Genomic DNA, 19,165 nt, shown 5'->3' with positions numbered 1-19,165 from the left:
ATGCTTTATTTTTAGCACGTTCGTACTTTTTTTCAAGTTTTTTACTTAACCCTTGGTATTCATTTTGTATTATCAAAGAATTGTGGAAAAATGCGACAGTATTCAAAGGAATTTGAGCTAACCGATTATTGAGTTTAATAACTAGGGAAAGAGAATGAACACACTTTGGGAACAGTTTGCGTTTTCGGCTTCGGTGACAGGCCCCATCTGTTTAATGCTGTTTCTTGGTGTCATGCTCAAGCGAATCGGCTTAATCAATGACAACTTCATTGATGTCGCATCCAAGGTCGTGTTTCAAGTCACCCTGCCTGCAATGCTGTTTTTGAGCATTGTTCAGTCTAACCACGACTTTGCCGCAAGTGGAAAGCTTGTCATTTTTGGCTTAGTCGCCAACCTAGCCTTCTTCGTATTCACCACAGTAAGCACCAAAATAGCCTTTAAAAAGCCTCAAGACCAAGGCGTCATAGTACAAGGTGGCTTTCGTGCCAACACTGCTATTATCGGGCTTGCTTATGTTGCCAATATATACGGCAACGACGGTGTCGCGCTCGCTGCACTTTATGTCGCCTCGCTGACGGTTCTCTATAACATTCAGGCAGTTATCGCGCTCACCCCGAAAGGTCAAGAGTCGGGTGACAAAGCCATTCAAGTGATTGTTAAAACGCTCACCAAAAACCCTCTTATTATATCGATCACTATGGGTGTTTTGTTCTACTTACTATCGATTCCAGTACCGAAAATGGTGACAGATGCAGGGCAGTATTTTGCCAATATGACGTTACCATTAGCCCTGCTATGTACTGGAGGGTCGCTTGATATACGCTCTCTGAAAAAAGATAAAGGCCCAACTTGGTTCTCTACGGGATACAAACTGGTTTTGGCTCCGCTACTGATCACTCTAGCTGCCCTGTTCTTCGGTTTTAGAGGGTTAGATCTTGGTCTTATTTTCTTGATGAGCGCAGCGCCAACCGCAGCTGCAAGCTATGTTATGGCGCGTGCGATGGGTGGGAACTCCACATTGGCCGCCAATATTATCGCGCTAACCACTGTCGTTTCGCTTATCACTTGCACACTTGGCATATTTGCATTAACTGCAATGGATTTAATATAGCTGCGACAGGCTTCAAAAAATCAATATAAGCCTTAAATCAAAGGCCTCCAGCTTTGATTTAGGACTAACTGATTCCACATAAAGACTGTTAGATTTTACGAAATTTTTCTTAGAGATCTGATATGTCTTCCGTTCAACATACGCCTTCACAGCGCATCGCCAGTATCGAGTTGGGTCGAGTGATTGCTATCTTGGCGATCATTGGCTTACACGGCCAAATGGCACTTACTTATTGGCAAATCGATGAAGTGCCATGGATTGGTTATGTGCTTAACCAAGTCGCTCGCTTCGCCGTGCCTCTGTTCTTTCTGATTTCCGGCTATCTGATCCAACCCAAGCTCACAGCGTCGCCTTGGACAACCTTCATCAACTACTCCAAACCACTACTCAAAGTTTGGTTGGTATGGAGCGTCATCTGCCTAGTCATGCCATTTAATCTCGCTAAGGTTGAAGAATTGGGTTACTTAGGCGAACGCCAAGGCTACTGGGGCTTTTTAATGAACACCCCGCTCAACTCTTTCTTAGAGGGTGGGCTGGTTCACTTGTGGTTTATTCCAGCCCTTGTTTGCGCAGTGTTGGTCATCGCTTTATTGGTTGAGTTGAAGCTCAACAAACTTCTATTACCGATAGCCATAGCGCTCTATGGCTATGGTGTTTTGGCAGGAAGCTACGCAACGCTGACCGGATTAGAAGCACCCTTCTTCACGCGTAATGGCCCGTTCTTTGGCACGTTAATGGTGACCTTAGGTTTCCTTATTCGTCAGAATCAATGGAAGGTGTCATCAACTAAAGCGTGGGGGTTATTAGCGTTAGGCATGTTGATTCACTTTGCTGAGGCGGCATGGCTCACCACGTTCGACGTCGGATTCAACATGAATGATTTCTTGTTTGGCACGGCGCTATGGGGGATGGGCGTGTTCATGTGGCTTTTAGCAAATCCAAACATGGGTAACTACGCTTGGGTTCGTGCCATTTCGAATCGTATGCTGGGTATCTACGTAAGCCATTTACTGATCATTATTGTGTTGTTCAATGTCTGTGGAGTCTTAGGCATTACGGAATTGGCAAAAGACGTTACGGTATTTTTTGGCACCGTATTGTTGAGTTTCTTGTTGGTCGTTGGGATCGAAAAAACGCCACTGCGACGCGTGCTACTTCGCTAGTCTTTATGCCTAAAACTATCCGCTAAATCAATTTTAAAGAGCCACAAAAAAGAAAGGCAAGATAACTTAATATCTTGCCTTTCTTTCATCATATTGGAACCGAGATTATCTCACTCGTGAGGTGCTATAGGAACGCCATCGCACCTTTACCGACCCCTTCATAAGCGACGATCTGTAGTGATTGGTTCTCTGCTAGGCTCGGCTCAACTTGATCCGCAATATAGCCTGCCAGTAATTCTACTGTGGTATCTGTCGGCAAAATCTCTGTTTCACTCTTAGCAATCGCTAGCTCAAATTCACCTTGAGGCGCCGTGTAGCGGAAGCCATAGTGGCTTTCATCATTAACGCTTTGCGCGTGTTCACTCAGATTAAGTGATGAAACTGAAACTTGGTCTTCTTTAGAACCTAAATAAATGTCTTCCCAGCGCTGAGCAAACGCCTGTTCGCGTTGTTCGTCACGCTGACCATCAACCAAGATTTCGACTGGAGAACGGTGGCCATGTGCGATGCGTTGGCAGTTGCCATCATGCTTTTTCAAACCATGGGTATAGTGGTAAAACGCGCCATTAATGTTCTCATGACGTAGGGTGATCTCTAACCCAGTGACGTTACTTGGAAGGTTATCACGCAGAATATGATAAACATGAGCGGTCACACTCTCGATGGTGATCGCCTCTGCATCAATCAGACAGTATGCTTCGTCAGGGCAATGTAGGTAGAGACTCTTGTCACCACGCAACACATCAACCTTAGAGTAGCCCGCTTTGCTCGCTTGAAGAACAACTGCAGCGCTTTGCATCGGCAGTAGCAAACGGTGATCAACGTGCTCATCAACGAGGTGTTTGATCTGCTTTTTGACCTTGCTAAAATCCAGCACCATGCTCATTTCATTAAGTTCACCAGACATGGTGACATCTAAAATCCAACTATCTCCTACGACCCCTCTGTGTTCACAGATGTATGAAGAATCGATAACGGTAAGGTCTCTTACAAATAGGTTCAAGTTGAACTCCTTAATACTTTAATGAGATACGGGAGGCTGAATAATGTCCAGCAGGCACTTCGTCTCATTGGTGTCTAGATAAAATAGGACGAGCAGGATGTTACGACAAGCTCAAAAAGTCCACCTTTTTAGACCCTCTTTTGAGAAAAGAACAAACTCTGCACAATTTCCGCTAAAACATAGACCAGCCCGATGCGAATAGCCATATATTGGGTAAGGTTGCCGAGCGTTTCACGATACATTTTGCTTTAGCCAAAGGCGCGGTGACACCCCAGCAACATGCTGAAAAGCGCGTGAAAACCCCGAATAGCTGCTGTAACCCACTTCATCAGCAACCCAGTTGATGGGCTTATTTTGCAATAAGAGGGATTGAGCCACTGAGACTCGCCACTTTTGCACATAATCTCCAGGCGTCTCACCGACTTCTCGTTTGAACGCTTCAATAAACTGAGTTCGAGACATCGCGGCCAGTGACGCCATTTCCGCAATCGAAAAGTGGCGAGCAGGCAATAGGTGAACGGCCGTAACCACCGAAGCCAATCGTGGATGAGCTAGGGCTGAGAATACCCCTTGATCAATTTGCTGCTGTTCAATGAGATGACGAAAAATCAAAGCCATCAAGGCGTCACTCAACTTATCCATTAGATATTGTTGCCCAGATGACTCTTGGCTCGACTCTCGAAATAGCACCTCAATCACTGGCATTAAGTTAGGTGCATCCGCAAACGGAATCACTATCACGTCAGGCAGAGCAGACAATAAAGGATTCATCTGCCCTGAACGATATTCGACATTCGCACACACGACCTCAGCACCGTCTCCCACACCTTCAATCACATGTGGTGTGCTATTTGGAAGGTAAACAATGCAGGGCTGTGACAGTTGCCTGTACTCCGTGTGCGCGCTAGACAAGGTCAACTCACCCGCGCTCAATACATGAAGATGCCCTTCTTTACCCTGTTGCGGCTTAAATGACGACACTCCGCACAAATTGCCAGAATAGAAAACACCGGTACGTATCGAGAAGTGTTCCATTAATTGTGAAAGCAGATCCATGCATCCTCCGAACGATTCGCTTACTTTTAAGTTCTTTTGTCCCTCTATAGACCGGACGAGTGGGCTAAATTACTTCAAACAAGATAACCAACACTGACAAGGAACTTGATATGTCACACATGAAATCGACCAGTCAAAAAATCACTCTATTGGCCGCGTTACTAGGAACCAGCTTTTCACTGATGGCAGCAGACATCGACATGAGCGTTGATAGCAATGACATCGCGATCAAAGGCTATGACCCAGTGGCTTACTTTACTGATGCTGGTGCCGTTCAAGGTTCATCAGAATTCACTGCTACTTATAAGAACGCTATTTATCAGTTCGCAAACAGTGACAACCGAGATCAGTTCCGCACCAACCCTGAAGCTTATGCGCCTCAATACGGTGGCTATTGCGCCTTTGGTGTGGCTATGGGTAAGAAATTTGAGACCGACCCTAACGCTTGGAAAGTCGAAGATGGAAAGCTGTATCTGAACTTAGACAAATCAGTACAAAAACGATGGTTGGAAGATACGCAAGAGTTCATCCAAGACGCCAACAGCAACTGGACGACGATCAAAACCGTAGAAGCCTATAAGCTTTAGTCTATAAGCTTTAACCTACAAGTTTTAGCCTAGTAACTTTAACCTTTATCCATTGCCCATTAATAAAAGCGGAAGCGACCGAACGCTTCCGTTTTCATTTCGACGTTCCAAATCTTAATACGCCTCCAGCTATTGGCATCACCACAATAAATAGCGATGCGCAGCTCAAATCAGGAAAAACCCGTCAGCCTTTAGCACGAATCAAGCCCATTTATATTCTATACTCCTAGAAGATAAGTTTTTCTTTTTATGGAAGAATAATGATATTACCTAGGATTTTTGTACTTGGGCTCTGCGCCTTATCAACACTGACTTATGCGGCTCAATGGCAGTTCGTCAAAAGTGAAGACGGCATCATCATTGATAAGAGACCTCACAGTGAAGGCTTAGTAGAGATACGAGCACAAATGCAAACGCCCACCACTTACTCCGGTTTTTTACTGTTGCTGGAAGACAGCGATAACGTGCCGAATTGGCTCGACAACGTCTCCGAAAGCCGAGTATTAATGCAGATTTCTAATACAGAGAATATCGTCTATACCCAGTTCACCGCACCTTGGCCCGCGAGAGATCGAGACATGGTGACCTACTCCCAATACAGCATCGAGGATGGACAGTTTGTCTTGTCGATTAAGGATGCGTCTAACTATTTGGCGAAAGAGTCGGGGTATATTCGAATTTATGATGTGGATGCACTTTGGACACTGCAACCGCTCACCAATGGCAATACCTACATCACCTACACCGCTTATGCGAACGCGGGGGGAATATTACCCAATTGGTTGATGAACAAGTTGTCGATCGGCAGTGCACTAAGCACGTTCAAGGGGTTAAAAGAACAGCTACCAAAGTACCAAGGCCAACAGCACCCTAACCTGCCAAGCGAGTCTCGCTAGAGTTACAGGTACCAGCAATGGAAAGATCAACTTCTAAGGTTTTCTTGTTAAGGTCTTCTTGCTAAGTCTCGAGCTAAGATAAGTGCTAAACCAAACACCTGAAGAAACAAGGCGATGTTTTTATAGAAAGCCATTTTTTCGTCGAGTCTTTGTATCAACTCAACTAACGTCAAGTTATCCAAATAATAGTCGTCGATTCGTGTTCTTTGTGCTTCTTGGGCACGGTTTATCAACATCATAAGCTGAGATAAGTTAGCCAATGAGATAACCGGCACTTCATCACTCACCCAACGCCTAAGCTGCCCACGCAACGCTTCATCAAGAGCCGGGGTCGGTTGAGTCGCATCTGTTGACAGCTTATCAAGGTGAATCAAAATGGCTTCACGCTTACGTTCTAGGGTTTCAATCGTGTTCCAGGCCAGTTGTATCGAGTACACATTGCCATACTTACGATCGTTGTATTCCGCTTTCTCCGCTTCAATTTTGTCTAACACCAAACTCGACATGACAATCGCCATGACGTTAAGTATGAGACCTGCGAGGACAATTGCCCAAGCAGGAGGAAGGCGCAATGCCATAATGCTCCCTAGAACATTTTATCAAAAGGTAGGTAAGCTAAGTTTAGGACAATCAAAGAGATCATGCAGATAAGCGTTAACACCATCCCTACTTTTCGGCCTTTGAAGTTCTTCGCTAAAATCCCTTTTGCATGAATCACTCGTCCTATCAGAAACGCTACGCCGAGCACATGAATAAACCAAACATTGGCACCATTCATCTCTAAGAATCCCATCAGGATAATAGTAATTGGGATGTAATCCATTGCGTTGCTTTGTGCAGAACGTGCTATCTGCAACGACTCAACACCGCCATCGGCGTGAGCGACAAGATTAATTCGCCTCTGCTTAATAACTTCGATCGCTAACCAGATCATTACGACCGCAAGCAAGGCTGCGTAAAGTGCTGTAACCATTATATTTCCCTATTACTTGGTGTTTATTCATCATCCATTACCCATCAATTCATTGATGCGGTCAACGCAAAATGATAGTCGAGCCCGAAAGTTTGTAAGAGATCTCTTACATCGAACGTAAGAGATCACAATCAAGCTTCGCAGAAAATTCCCAAAATACAAACTCAACCCCTTGTTTTATATGAATCCACGCATATTTCTTTCGGCTAACGACTGCATTTTTTTCTTGGGGTAGATTGCGAGCAAAGCCTCCAGAGTGTTTAATACACATGTCGACAGGGAGTTGGCAGGAACAGGAAAAAGCCTAACGGATTAGGTATCTTCAGGACGAAGATTTGATGGCTTAGGATGAGTTATCTGCATGGAAGTTATTACTCTAGGATAGAGTCACTTATCAGGAAGATGAGTTTGAAGGACACCGCTAGGAAGGCGACGAATTGGATAGGTTAAAGGATTTAGCCACGTCAAGGAACGATGCAGGGAGCATTCGTTATCTATTGAAAGATAAGTAACGCGCAGTAGCAGGATGGCTACGAAAAGAATAGACCCCGTTTGGTGAAAGCCAAACGGGGTTTCCTTTTTTCAGCGTTTGAAAAGTCTCATTAGCAATTCATTTGCCATAAACTCTAAAAAAGTTTCGAGAACTGTCGTTCTACAAAAGTTATAGAATAATATTCATCAAGAACATCGCACCAAACGCATTCAATACTGAAATCGCGATCATCACTGGAATATAACGACCTTCAGTACCAATTGGCCCCATGATACGGCCCATGTATTGCACCTGAGAGCCCATCAAGTAGATAGCTGGCGCTAAGATAGCGATATGAGTTCCGTTCAAGATACCTTGGTCAAACAGCGTGATCACCACGCCCACAGCACCGCCCATAGACATCCACGCGCCAATCAATACTGCCGCCGCTTCGCCCGGTAACCCAAATACCGCCATGATAGGCGCAAACACGCTGCCCATCAGGTCAAGAGCACCCGTGATTTGCAACGCCTTGATGATGACAAACGCCATCAGAACATTAGGCACTGTAGAGGTTGTCGCAATTACCCAACCCTTCTTAGCACCTTCTACGAAAATATCAGTAACCATTGGTTTCTTTGCTTTAACTTCGCTCATTATGCTACTTCCTCTTCCAGTTTTTGTTCTTTATCTGCTTTTGGTTTGTCTTCTTTGCCTTCAGTAATATTGAGATAAATACGGAACAAGTTTGCGCCAACAAATTTGAAGATAAACATCACAGCAACCGCAAGACCAATTGACGATGTTACCGCCAGAGAACCGTCCATCGCAGTAAGAGTGAACAACACTGCACCCGACGAGAAAAAGTTAACGATCGCGGCACCAGCCGTGAACTGGAACATGGTGAATACGTCTGTTTCTCGCTTAGTTAAATGCCCTTCATCTTTCAGCTGTCTGGTCATTGCCGCGCCAGCATCGGTACTTTGTAGAGACGCAATCAGTGCCAAGCCTGAGTTACCCGGAATACCCATCAAAGGACGAAGTAGCGGAGTAAGTAGCTTACGAGCTGCATCAAGAGCACCGTAGTGCTCAAGAACGTTGATCATACCTAGTGCAAACATCACGGTCGGAATAAGTGTCAAAGCAAAAATGAAACCGTCGCGAGCACCGCTACCGCCTTTACCGCGTAATGAAGTGGTTGCAGCTTGAATACCATCGGCGGTTTCACTTACATCGTAGGCAACCTTACCGAATGAGCCATTGAGCGTCGTAAAATCGAGCACCCCATACCATTCATTGGACTGCATTAAGCCTGAAAAGAACACAATCGCAAAAGCGAGTGCAATATAGCTTCCGATCGTAACTTTACGGTCGGTTGTGGTTGGATTAGTCATAGGGACCTCTATACATCTCGTTTATGTGGAACAGAACACGTATAGATAGTGCAAACTTACGGGCAAGAGGTTACTGACCAAAATCAAATAGCGTATAAGTTTAAATATAAGAACCATAGCAACATATAAAACTGTGATTTGAATTCAAATATAGAAATATACACTGCATAAATTCGAATATTTCACATACAAAACTAAACAAAATCCGCTTCAACAACGCAACCGAAAACACACAGAATCAACACATAGATCAGGCTTGAAGAGAAAAACCTTCATGCAGGCTGATCTCTGATAATTACGTAAGAGATCTCTTACATAGCTTGCAGCACACAGTTTTAATTTAATTATAATACAAACACTTAAATTGCGATTTTTCTTCCAAAAATGTAAACGTTTACCTTTCATTGGTTGAGTTTTGAGCTGAGCTCAAACGATGAGCCATTTTATAAAGGATTTGAGCTCAATTCGAAATTCCAGCCAATAGAGGTGCTATAGACTTCGCGCAGCCAATATAGAAGGAAAACGGTGATTACGATGGAAATGAAAACACTTAAATATCAAGTAATGGGCAAGGGCTCATGGATCACAGCAACGGTATCTCGCGCAGTAGCGGACCAACTTGCGATGGAATACCAATCCTATGGCTGGCCTGTTGAAATATGTGCCGCAGAACAAACAATGACGTTTGATCGTAATGCGGCATGATGTTGGCAGTTTAGGGAAAGCTCTATCGGCAATAAGGCTGGTAGAGCTTTATCCTTAGTCTAAGGCTTTTAACCAATTTGATGCTTTCACTTCAGATTAATGCTTTCGCCCAGTTAAATATTTTCAGCACCGTCTATTGTTTTCACTATAATCTATTGAATTATTAAGATATCTATCACACCCCACCTAGATTTTTAGGTCTACGCTTTTACCCGTGTTAATGACTTATTAACTTTGGAGCGTAATCCATGTTAGGTATCCAGCTTTCTGCTGTTCTCTCTTTATTATTTTTTTCTACGGTAGCAGGCGCTGCCACTTCTCAGTTGGGAGAACCGCTCAAGCTAACCAGTTCATTTGCTGGCTACTTATCGCTGACCATTTTCGTTGTCGCCTACATCGTGGTGATGATGGAAGAATACCTAAAACTCCGAAAATCCAAGCCCGTTCTACTTGCGGCGGGCCTGATCTGGATCATCATTGGTTTTATCTACCAAGAACACAACCTTGTTGAAGTCGCCAAACAAGCGCTCGAACACAACCTTCTGGAATACGCCGAGCTATTACTCTTTCTACTCGTCGCCATGACATACATTAGTGCCATGGAAGAGAGAAGACTGTTTGATGCGCTGCAAGCGTGGATGGTAGGCAAAGGCTTTAATTTCCGCTCTCTGTTCTGGATAACCGGTATTCTGGCCTTCTTCATTTCCCCTATTGCCGATAACCTCACCACCGCCCTATTAATGTGTGCAGTGGTTCTTAAAGTCGCAGGCTCTAACCCTAAATTTGTCAATCTCGCGTGTGTGAACATTGTCATAGCAGCCAATGCTGGCGGCGCATTTAGTCCATTTGGAGATATCACAACGCTGATGGTATGGCAGGCTGGCCATGTCAGCTTTACCGAGTTCATTCCTCTCTTTATTCCTTCAGTGATGAACTACCTTGTTCCAGCCCTGATCATGTCTTACTTTGTTCCGACGACTCAACCTGACACGGTTCATCAGCACATCGAATTAAAGCGTGGAGCAAGACGAATCGTCTTCTTGTTCATCATGACAATAGCGACCGCGGTTGCTTTCCACGCCGTGCTCCACTTCCCTCCTGTGATGGGGATGATGATGGGGCTCGCCTACCTTCAGTTCTTTGGTTATTACTTACGTAAGACTTTACCCAACTCACTCGCGAAGAAAAAAGCGGTGGCGATCGCCAATAACGATGAAGGCGCCCTGAAACGACTCGGTTCTGTTGTGCCATTCGATGTATTTCGAAGAGTGTCGCATGCCGAATGGGACACGTTGCTGTTCTTCTACGGCGTCGTAATGTGTGTCGGTGGCTTGAGTTTACTTGGATACTTGGAATTAGCCTCGGGCGTGATGTATAGCCAATGGGATCCAATTTGGGCCAACGTCATGGTGGGGATCTTATCGGCTATTGTCGATAACATTCCGGTTATGTTTGCCGTGTTATCCATGGAACCCCAAATGTCGATGGGCAACTGGCTACTGATCACCTTAACCGCGGGCGTCGGTGGTAGTTTGTTGTCAATTGGTAGTGCAGCAGGCGTGGCTTTAATGGGTGCGGCGCATGGAAAATACACCTTCTTTGGACATTTAAAATGGATGCCAGTGATCATGATTGGTTATGTCGTCAGCATCGCCGCTCACCTATGGCTTAATGGTGATCTTTTCTAATAAGAGGAGTCACCCAAAGGCTTCTCAACCCTTGTCCAGACGTTGCTTAGTTGCATCGCTGGACATCGGTTGCAGGTGAGCACCGCCCCCTCATGTTGAATTCGCATTACCAACCCCGGGTCAACTCGACTATTTGCGGAGTTTAACTTAATACTGATCAAGTCATCTTCGACACGATACGTACGAGTGACGGTATTGTTCGTTGTTTGATAAGTCACTTGCCCAGATTCAAACAGCAAATAGCTGTCATTATCAGCGTTCTCATACATGCCTTTGAACAAAACAAGTTGTGGTACTTCGAAGGGACGACTGGTGTCAGTTAAACAACCGGACAACAATAACGCGGCACAGCAACCGAAGATTAACGAATGACGACTATTCATTTGGGCATCCTTGCCTAGAGAACATAGTTAAATAATATGCAACCAAACAAGTATTTTCCAGAAAGCGCCAATTTTATTGCAAAGTCACTCTTTACGTCTCTAACCCTTTAATTCTTTAATTCTAAATCTATGAATCTATGAATCTATGAATCTATGAATCACATTAGTGCTCACTAGCGATTTGTGCGCAATACATCGCAATACACTATCCAACCACTTTCGATAAAGCCCACCACCACTCTCTACAGAACCTATTTACTCTTGTTCTCGTCCTTCGATAACCAACAAGCGTTGCTTTCGTTCTACACCACCCGCATACCCGGTCAGCTTGCCATTTTTACCAATCACACGGTGACACGGCACAATCACTGACACCGGATTTTTTCCATTCGCTAAACCCACGGCCCGCACCGCTTTGGGGTTACCAATCGCATCGGCTAATTGTGCATAGCTCCATGTTTCTCCATAAGGAATGGTAGTAAGCGCCTGCCAAACCGACTGCTGAAATGGCGTGCCCTTAGCTGCGATCGGTACAGAAAACTGGATTGCTTCACCAGAAAAATAACGGTTGAGCTGGTCGGCGACCAATTCAAAGATCGGAAAGCTAGCATCTTGAACGCCTAACTGTTCTGGCTTGGTGGTGTATGTTTCAAACCAAAGGCCGAGCAGCCCTTCTTCGTTCGCCTGTAACGTCACGGTTCCCAATGGGCTCTCATAATAAGTAAATCGGTTAGTCATAATCTCTCCTAGCCTGCTACTGCAGATGTTTGTGGATTACTGATGTTTGTAGATTGTTCTTTCTACTAAGACTGATTCCAACAGTGGAACGTGGCGTAACTACCCCAAGGCGAAACACTCTCTGTGTTGATGGCGGGGCGATGCTCAATGAACTTCTTCACCACCAAATCGCCAACCAACAGGTGGTTAGGTTCACTTAACCCGCGAAGCAGCGCGTATTGAATCGTCCAAGGCCCAATGCCCTTTAGCTCAATCCATTTGGAAGGGTGCTCTGCTTCATTGTCGACCATGTATTCAGCAAAACGCTTTAAGGTCTCTTTGCGGCTTCCCGGCATTCTTAAGAAACTGACATCAGCCTCCGCTATCTGTTTAGGTGTCGGGAAGCTGACCTTCTCATGTGCATCAGAAAGCTCTTTGACCAACAAGTTAAGCTGCCCAATCGCCGCGGTTACCGAAACTTGCTGCCCGAGAATCGCTCTTACTCCGGCTTCCCAAGCACTCCACACGCCAGGAATGCGGATGCCACTCTTAGCCACTAAGTTGGGGTCAATGGTTGTAAAGAAGACCTCAACTTTGGCAATATCGACATCAAGATCGAACATGCGTCGAATGTTCGCAATCAAGCTTCTTAACTGGCTTATATCGTCCAACTCAAATTCAATATCTAAGCGGTTCTCTTTAGCCAAAGTGGCCTTGAACCAACCCTTTGACCCATTAACATTCACTGTGCGCTTGTAATAGTCTTCGCCAACGTCTTCTAAGCCCTCAATCATTCTTCGTCGATAGAAACCCAGTAAATGCTTCCAGTCTAATGGGCCGTGAAAGACTAGCTGAATATGATTGCTCAGGTTTTCACTTAGCTTTGTTCGTCGGATTTGGCTTGGCGAGAGCTGCAGCTCTTTTAGAAAGGCATCATTGAAACGACGCGTGCTATTAAAACCACTCGCAAAGCCAACATCGGTAATGCTCATGCTACTGGTGTGCAGCAACTGCTTGGCAAACATCAATTGGCTATAAAGGCTATATTGCTTTGGCGACACGCCGATGTAATTATCGAATAAGGTTCGTAAATAGCGGTCTGAAATACCTAATCGAGTGGCAAGGTCGACGATTGATCCTGAGTTCAGCGCACCATGATCAATCAACTGTAAAGCACGCAAGAAAGTCGTTTCAACACCTTTCCAAGCTGGAGAAAAAGGTGCGCTGTCTGGCCGGCAACGTAAGCATGGGCGATATCCAGCCTTCAAGGCTTGAGCTTGATGAGAAAAATACTCGACATTTTCTTCTTTGGGCGGGCTTGCTGGGCAAATCGGACGACAAAAAATTCCGGTGGTTTTTACCGCTGTAAAAAACATTCCGTCAAAGCGAGCGTCTCGCGCATATCGAGCCAAATGGCACTGCTCACTCGTTAACGTACTGTTGTGATGAATATTTCTCGACATGCTGTGCTCTTCCCATTTGCCATAACTTTTACTCCGATACCTAAAAGTTTACCGTGAACTGTCATTGTCGCTAGCCACTTTCGGAACTGAAGGTTAGATAAATCACAAAAAAGGGTTTTCTTTTTACGCAATTCGACTAAATTTAACCTTGAGAAGAAACTCTTCTCACAACGTCAACGATAGGTACTTAGCACACTAAGATGCAGAGACCTGTCGAATATAAAAAGGAAAAGGCTATGGTTCTTCACACGTGTCGTATTGTTTTATCAAACCAACAGGTTCTCACCAGTCAATCAGTCGAGCAGTCTCTCAGCTTTCTTGAAGACGAAGCGAGTAAGGGGATTTCTAAAATTGAGATTGACGCTACCGATGGAAATCAAATCCATTCATACATGTCACACTCTCTTGAAGAGTCCATTGAGAATCTAATGAATCTCTAGAATTTTCGAAGAATAGTGCTTTGAAGTGATAGGGCTTTTAAAAAAGGTTACGCATACCAGGCTTAAACTGATTTATCCGAGTTAGGGTTATCTCTGATTTGGCAATGAAGATCATCTCTGGTTTAAAACGAAAATGGCTCCCAACTATATAACTAGTTAGGAGCCATTTTTTATTTAATCAACTTTTATTTAATCAACAAAGTTAATTCAGCAACGCATATTTCAGCAAGCTGATATTGGTTGCAACACACGATATTCATTACAACATATAGCCGTTACTCAGGTGCTTGTTCAGCGGCTTGTTGCAGCGTGTAGGCGGTCGATGGGTCAATCTCGTTAACCAGCTTCTCAACCTGCATGATCGCATCAACCGAGGTGCTGCTTTTACGGTAGCTGAGATAAATTGGGCGATACCAATCTTCTACCCCTTTCACCTTATGCAGCTGACCCGAATCGATAAAAGGTTCAACCATAGAAACAGGTAAATACGCACTGCCACCTTTCTCTAAAATGAAATCGAGGGCAATACGAGCCGTAGAGGTACGTAAATACGGAGCTGGAACTTTAGGGTGACGTTCTGCGTGTTCTGAACCGAAGCGCGTTCCCCAATCAACATACACATACTTATGTTGGAACACAGATTCCAGATCATCTTGCTGCGTTGATACCAGCACCAAAACCAAATCAGCGACTTTTTTACAGTTCAGCTCTTCTGCTTTAATCTGATCGAAGGCGAAAGCCATATCTAAGGTTCGCTCTAGCAAATTACGGTTCAGTTGCTCGCGCCCCATCACCTCAGCCATGAAGCCATAACCACCAAAAGAATCGGTCACTACGCTTAAACAGTTTTGCAGATACGCATCCCAAATATTCGGAGTGCCACCTAGTGTTAACTGCAAGGCTTTTCCACTCTCTAACGACAGCTCAAACTTGGCTTGTTGTAAGGTGGATACCATCACTTCAGCATAACCAATCAAACGCTCACCGGAAGAGGTAAGCTTGATGTTATTGCGGTCACGAATGAAGAGCTGAGTATCAAAATAGCCTTCAAGCTGTTTGATCCGCGCACTCACCGCTGCTTGTGTTAAATACAAGTTTTCAGCTGCGCGCCCAAAGTGGCGCACCCTTGCAACCTCAAGAAAGGTTCTAAATACTTTCACATCCATCAAAAATACATCTCTGTAATAAATCTGCTAACTAGCCGATCTAGGATTGTTTATCGTAAAGGCAAAAACGTTTTGTTTCCTATTTTAGCCTTTTAACAATATTTTCGCGTGAGCAATAAACACTAATTTCTATCTAACCACATTACTGAGGCTGATATGTCTGAGACCGAATTCCGACACGGAAAAAAACGTTTTTATGACACCATTAAATTCCCACGAGGGTTCGCTAAGTCAGGTGATTTTACTCTTTCAGAAGAAGAAATCCTAACCTTGTTTGGTGACACTATGCTTGCACTTGAGACTGGTGAACTAACACCGACCAATGCTGAAGAAAGACATTTCATCAAAGTATTGGCTCACCCTCATAAGGCTAAGTCCAAGTTAGACCGTGTTTGGTTGAAGTACATTCAACTGGCTCGTGGACGCCGTCGCTTTCATACCCTAAACGGCTGCAAACGCGGTGAAGTGCCTAGGGAAGAATACGACAGAGAGTTAGTGTTAGAAGATTAGTAAAACTGCTCAAAGTGATACCTAATCACTTTGGGCTTTTTTCACAGCATATTAGTGGCAACTTAAAACAAACACGCATCTTCTTCGTAATTAGTAAGTTTAGCCAACCTGTCCAGTTTTACCAATATTTATATAAAATTCATAGTGATAGCTTTGAATGATCACTATTCTTAAATATACCCATGCTCATTCACGCCTGTCGGTGATACTTTCTCACTTTTTCTCCTCTTTTTTGCACGGCAGTGCCACATAAGTATCACTCTTTGATCATACGTCCATTGCACTCCTGACCATCCACTCAACGAAGCTTGTTGATCTTTCAGACCCTGAATCAAAACCACCTGACGATATATGACAAACGTATTAATCTTGTTTAACGCTACCAAATATCCATACAATAATTGTGCAAATTTGAGAGTTCTGGTCACAGATACGACGAAAAAAGCAAAAACTTGACCTAAAACAATAGCGGAATTTAATAACTTATTTTATAATGCGAATTAATGTTTCAGAACACTATAAAATTTTATTTCTAGGGGCAAAATCAATGAGACTTATTCCATTAAGCAACAAAGCTAAAGTAGGTAAATGGGCTGCTCGTCACATCGCAGATTCTATCAACAAATTCGCTCCTACTGCTGAGCGTCCATTTGTTCTAGGTCTTCCTACTGGTAGCACACCTCTAACTACTTACGCTGCGCTAATTGAACTACACAAAGCGGGCGAAGTAAGCTTCAAGCACGTTGTAACATTCAACATGGATGAGTACGTTGGTATCGACCCTAACCACCCAGAATCTTACCGCACATTCATGCACGAGAACTTCTTCAACCACGTTGATATTCAAGCAGAAAACATCAACCTGCTAGACGGCAAAGCTGAAGACATCGATGCTCACTGTGCAGCATACGAAGAGAAAATCCGTTCATACGGCAAAATCAACCTATTCATGGGCGGCGTAGGCATCGACGGTCACATCGCATTCAATGAGCCAGGTTCTTCTCTATCTTCACGCACTCGTATCAAAACGTTGACTGAAGACACTCGTATCGCGAACTCTCGTTTCTTCGATGGCGACATCAACCAAGTTCCTAAATACGCACTAACTATCGGTGTTGCTACTCTTCTAGATTCTGAAGAAGTAATGATCCTTTCTCTAGGCCACAACAAAGCGCAAGCGCTTCAAATGGCTATCGAAGGTTCTGTAAACCACATGTGGACTGTTACAGCTCTACAGATGCACCGTAAAGCTATCATCGTTGCTGATGAGCCAGCTCAACAAGAGCTAAAAGTTAAGACTCTACGCTACTTCCAAGAGTTAGAAGCTGAGAACATCCAAGACCTATAATCCGCATCGTCTTGGATAGAAGGGCGTTTTTAATAAAGAGAGCGTCTTGAATAGAAAAAGCCACTGAATGTGGCTTTTTTTGTACCTGCTGCTTTTGTGTTTAATGGGAAGAGAGGTTTCGGGTATTTTTTATAGACACAAAAACAACAAAGCGATTTCTCCAACGAGAGAAACCGCCATCATTTTAAGCTTTGGATTGAAACGAACGAACAGCTACAAGATATGTAGGATGTGAAACAAGATAAGCAGGACTGCAAACTAGAGCTAAGAACTCAGTGCGTTATCTCGGCATAAAGTCGTGATAATGTCAGTGATAGCCAAAACGATCGTCGACTTCACTTTCTGATTGTGTCGACCCAAGAACATTTGAAGCATTGGGCCAGACATGGTTTCCACCATCTCCGCATCATATTCGATAGGCATGATACGCTGAACCGCGTGCACCTTGTTAAGCTCAAATATAACGTCGACTTCTGTGAAGCTGGTGTCTTCACCCTGTATTTTCGCCCACTCTTTCAAGGTAACGAAAATCTCTAAATCATCGTAGAGCTCTTTACTGATCACACCAAGCCCTAATAGTAGCTTAGCGCGGATCATAATCTCGCCCAACGGCCCGCCACTGTTGAGAAGTGGTTCAACAACAAATTTAATTGCCGTGTCGTCTTTCTTGAAAATGTTTTTTAATACGGCATCTACCGTGTCATCCAATGCATCGTAAGCCGCCATTAGACAGGCGCTAGCGCTCTCAGCTTCAGATAGGGCTTCGAGTAATTCAGTTTCGTGGCTAGTTTGTATTGGCATAACGGCTCGACAATAAGAAAGTGCCACTGGTGTGGCACTTTGATGGTTTATCATTTCAATGCTAGATAAGCTTCTTCCGCTAGTTTAACAACTTCTGAGTTACTATTCAGCTCAGAATAATGCGCTAATGTCTCAGCAAACCCTTTTTCTGCGAACATTGCCTGAAGTTCAACCGCTTGAGGGTCATCTTCATTCTTGTAATGGAAAGCCGCTGCAATCGCTTTTACGAGATGAGCATTTGGAAGACCATACTCCAATGTGCCGTTTAATGGCTTGACTAGGCGGTCTTGTGGGCTCAGTTTACGAATTGGCTGACGACCAACACGGTCTACTTCATCACGTAGAAACGGGTTAGCAAAACGACCAAGGATTTTTTGGATGTAGGCTGCGTGAGCTTCCGGGTCAAAACCGTAACGCTTAATAAGCACAGCACCGCTTTCTTCCATTGTTGCAGTTACTTCAGCGCGGATCACGGCGTCTTCAATAGAATCTTTGATTGTCTCATGGCCAGCAAGCACACCAAGATAAGCTGTTACTAAGTGACCAGTGTTAAGGGTAAACAGTTTACGCTCAACGAAAGCCATTAGGTTGTCAGTGCATTCCATACCTGGGATGTTTGGAATCTCACCCTTAAATTGTGTTTGATCTACGATCCACTCGCTGAACGTTTCAACGGTTACGGCTAGAGGGTCTGTTTCGCCCGCTTCTGCCGGTGGAACAATACGGTCAACCGCTGAATCAACAAAGCCAATGTGCTCTTCCGTGAACGCTTTCATTTCATCAGAAAGGTGCTCTAACACTGCTGCCTTTAATTGGCTAGTACCGCGAACCATGTTCTCTGCCGCGATAATGTTCATTGGTGCCGTGTTGTTTGCCGCAGCACGTTTTTCAATACCTTGAGCGATCGATTTAGAGATAATCTTAAGAACCGTTGGGCCTACCGCTGTTGTTACAAGATCAGACTCAGCGATGCAATCTACTACAACGCTTGTCGCTGAGTTTACTGCTGTCACGTTCTTAACCACTTCCACAACACACTCTTCGCCAACAATCTTAACTGGGTATTCTTGGCGTTCAATTAACGCATTTACAACCGTTTCATTTACGTCAGCAAACGTAACCTTCATACCTGCATCAGAAAGAAGCTTACCAATGAAACCACGACCGATATTACCTGCACCAAAATGTAACGCTTTCATAATTTTGACCTTATAAATATTTGAATCTAGATAGCTAACGGCTCAACAACATGCCTTGACGACGTGCCCTAGGCATTAAGCAGTAAGCTA

At 44.3% G+C, this 19,165-nt stretch carries 21 protein-coding genes; 9 read left to right on the top strand and 12 right to left on the bottom strand.

Annotated features, from left to right (window positions below; translation table 11 throughout):
* Positions 1-154 precede the first annotated feature (154 nt).
* Together L3V33_RS06620 and L3V33_RS06615 are read left to right on the top strand one after the other, a co-directional pair.
* Complete coding sequence (locus L3V33_RS06620; protein ID WP_237290030.1) at positions 155-1,111, top strand: AEC family transporter; 957 nt, start codon at positions 155-157, stop codon at positions 1,109-1,111.
* A gap of 122 nt (positions 1,112-1,233) precedes the next feature.
* Positions 1,234-2,274: an acyltransferase family protein gene (locus tag L3V33_RS06615; protein WP_237290029.1), complete on the top strand. Its 1,041-nt coding sequence runs from the start codon at positions 1,234-1,236 to the stop codon at positions 2,272-2,274.
* Between the two features lie 124 nt (positions 2,275-2,398).
* Here the strand turns inward: L3V33_RS06615 and L3V33_RS06610 are convergent, their stop codons facing one another.
* Together L3V33_RS06610 and L3V33_RS06605 are read right to left on the bottom strand one after the other, a co-directional pair.
* Positions 2,399-3,277, bottom strand: coding sequence for a 6-carboxytetrahydropterin synthase (locus L3V33_RS06610; RefSeq protein WP_237290028.1), 879 nt, complete (start codon positions 3,275-3,277; stop codon positions 2,399-2,401).
* 231 nt (positions 3,278-3,508) lie between these two features.
* On the bottom strand, positions 3,509-4,333 hold the full coding sequence (locus tag L3V33_RS06605; RefSeq protein ID WP_237290027.1) for an AraC family transcriptional regulator: 825 nt from the start codon (positions 4,331-4,333) through the stop codon (positions 3,509-3,511).
* A gap of 110 nt (positions 4,334-4,443) precedes the next feature.
* Between L3V33_RS06605 and L3V33_RS06600 the strand changes: the two genes are divergently transcribed.
* Entirely contained in the window at positions 4,444-4,920 is a 477-nt protein-coding gene (locus tag L3V33_RS06600; RefSeq protein WP_017077045.1) for a YHS domain-containing (seleno)protein, read from the top strand.
* 260 nt (positions 4,921-5,180) lie between these two features.
* Complete coding sequence (locus L3V33_RS06595; protein ID WP_237290026.1) at positions 5,181-5,816, top strand: START domain-containing protein; 636 nt, start codon at positions 5,181-5,183, stop codon at positions 5,814-5,816.
* 47 nt (positions 5,817-5,863) lie between these two features.
* Here the strand turns inward: L3V33_RS06595 and L3V33_RS06590 are convergent, their stop codons facing one another.
* The 4 genes from L3V33_RS06590 to L3V33_RS06575 form a co-directional block, all read right to left on the bottom strand.
* The gene (locus L3V33_RS06590) at positions 5,864-6,394 is read right to left on the bottom strand and encodes a hypothetical protein (RefSeq protein WP_017075355.1); all 531 of its coding nucleotides are present in this window, start codon (positions 6,392-6,394) and stop codon (positions 5,864-5,866) included.
* Between the two features lie 8 nt (positions 6,395-6,402).
* Positions 6,403-6,789: an MAPEG family protein gene (locus tag L3V33_RS06585; RefSeq protein ID WP_237290025.1), complete on the bottom strand. Its 387-nt coding sequence runs from the start codon at positions 6,787-6,789 to the stop codon at positions 6,403-6,405.
* Between the two features lie 661 nt (positions 6,790-7,450).
* Positions 7,451-7,918, bottom strand: coding sequence for a YjiG family protein (locus tag L3V33_RS06580; RefSeq protein ID WP_004732741.1), 468 nt, complete (start codon positions 7,916-7,918; stop codon positions 7,451-7,453).
* Positions 7,918-8,655, bottom strand: a complete 738-nt coding sequence (locus L3V33_RS06575) for a nucleoside recognition domain-containing protein (protein WP_017075357.1) — start codon at positions 8,653-8,655, stop codon at positions 7,918-7,920. The genes L3V33_RS06580 and L3V33_RS06575 overlap by 1 nt, the downstream gene beginning before the upstream one ends.
* A gap of 534 nt (positions 8,656-9,189) precedes the next feature.
* Here L3V33_RS06575 and L3V33_RS06570 point away from each other — a divergent pair.
* Both L3V33_RS06570 and nhaD read left to right on the top strand, forming a co-directional pair.
* The gene (locus L3V33_RS06570) at positions 9,190-9,360 is read left to right on the top strand and encodes a hypothetical protein (protein WP_198595312.1); all 171 of its coding nucleotides are present in this window, start codon (positions 9,190-9,192) and stop codon (positions 9,358-9,360) included.
* A gap of 248 nt (positions 9,361-9,608) precedes the next feature.
* The gene (nhaD, locus tag L3V33_RS06565; RefSeq protein ID WP_237290024.1) at positions 9,609-11,048 is read left to right on the top strand and encodes a sodium:proton antiporter NhaD; all 1,440 of its coding nucleotides are present in this window, start codon (positions 9,609-9,611) and stop codon (positions 11,046-11,048) included.
* Here nhaD and L3V33_RS06560 read toward each other — a convergent pair.
* The 3 genes from L3V33_RS06560 to L3V33_RS06550 all read right to left on the bottom strand — a co-directional run bounded on the left by L3V33_RS06560 (position 11,045) and on the right by L3V33_RS06550 (position 13,611).
* Positions 11,045-11,431, bottom strand: a complete 387-nt coding sequence (locus L3V33_RS06560; protein ID WP_017075360.1) for a hypothetical protein — start codon at positions 11,429-11,431, stop codon at positions 11,045-11,047. The two genes, nhaD and L3V33_RS06560, sit on opposite strands and share 4 nt — an antisense overlap.
* 255 nt (positions 11,432-11,686) lie before the next feature.
* Positions 11,687-12,169 (bottom strand): methylated-DNA--[protein]-cysteine S-methyltransferase, encoded by a 483-nt coding sequence (locus L3V33_RS06555; RefSeq protein WP_237290023.1) that lies wholly within the window; start codon positions 12,167-12,169, stop codon positions 11,687-11,689.
* A gap of 65 nt (positions 12,170-12,234) precedes the next feature.
* Entirely contained in the window at positions 12,235-13,611 is a 1,377-nt protein-coding gene (locus L3V33_RS06550; RefSeq protein WP_171327574.1) for an AlkA N-terminal domain-containing protein, read from the bottom strand.
* A gap of 236 nt (positions 13,612-13,847) precedes the next feature.
* Between L3V33_RS06550 and L3V33_RS06545 the strand changes: the two genes are divergently transcribed.
* Positions 13,848-14,051, top strand: a complete 204-nt coding sequence (locus L3V33_RS06545) for a hypothetical protein (protein ID WP_237290022.1) — start codon at positions 13,848-13,850, stop codon at positions 14,049-14,051.
* 275 nt (positions 14,052-14,326) lie between these two features.
* Here the strand turns inward: L3V33_RS06545 and L3V33_RS06540 are convergent, their stop codons facing one another.
* On the bottom strand, positions 14,327-15,217 hold the full coding sequence (locus L3V33_RS06540; protein WP_004732733.1) for a LysR family transcriptional regulator: 891 nt from the start codon (positions 15,215-15,217) through the stop codon (positions 14,327-14,329).
* A 156-nt stretch (positions 15,218-15,373) separates the two neighbouring features.
* Here L3V33_RS06540 and L3V33_RS06535 point away from each other — a divergent pair, with 156 nt between their 5' ends.
* Both L3V33_RS06535 and nagB read left to right on the top strand, forming a co-directional pair.
* On the top strand, positions 15,374-15,727 hold the full coding sequence (locus tag L3V33_RS06535) for a DUF413 domain-containing protein (protein ID WP_017092459.1): 354 nt from the start codon (positions 15,374-15,376) through the stop codon (positions 15,725-15,727).
* Between the two features lie 547 nt (positions 15,728-16,274).
* A complete protein-coding gene (gene nagB, locus L3V33_RS06530; RefSeq protein WP_004732731.1) occupies positions 16,275-17,075 on the top strand; it encodes a glucosamine-6-phosphate deaminase in 801 nt (266 codons plus the stop codon).
* A gap of 264 nt (positions 17,076-17,339) precedes the next feature.
* Here nagB and L3V33_RS06525 read toward each other — a convergent pair whose 3' ends face one another.
* On the bottom strand, positions 17,340-17,876 hold the full coding sequence (locus L3V33_RS06525; RefSeq protein ID WP_208638372.1) for an MltR family transcriptional regulator: 537 nt from the start codon (positions 17,874-17,876) through the stop codon (positions 17,340-17,342).
* 50 nt (positions 17,877-17,926) lie between these two features.
* Positions 17,927-19,075, bottom strand: coding sequence for a mannitol-1-phosphate 5-dehydrogenase (locus L3V33_RS06520; protein WP_237290021.1), 1,149 nt, complete (start codon positions 19,073-19,075; stop codon positions 17,927-17,929).
* Positions 19,076-19,165 lie beyond the last annotated feature (90 nt).

The sequence above is a fragment of the Vibrio sp. A2-1 genome (genome assembly GCF_021728355.1).
Lineage (GTDB): Bacteria > Pseudomonadota > Gammaproteobacteria > Enterobacterales > Vibrionaceae > Vibrio > Vibrio splendidus_K.
The sequence above is the reverse complement of the archived record's forward strand: the minus strand, read 5'-3'. Positions and strand labels throughout refer to the sequence as shown.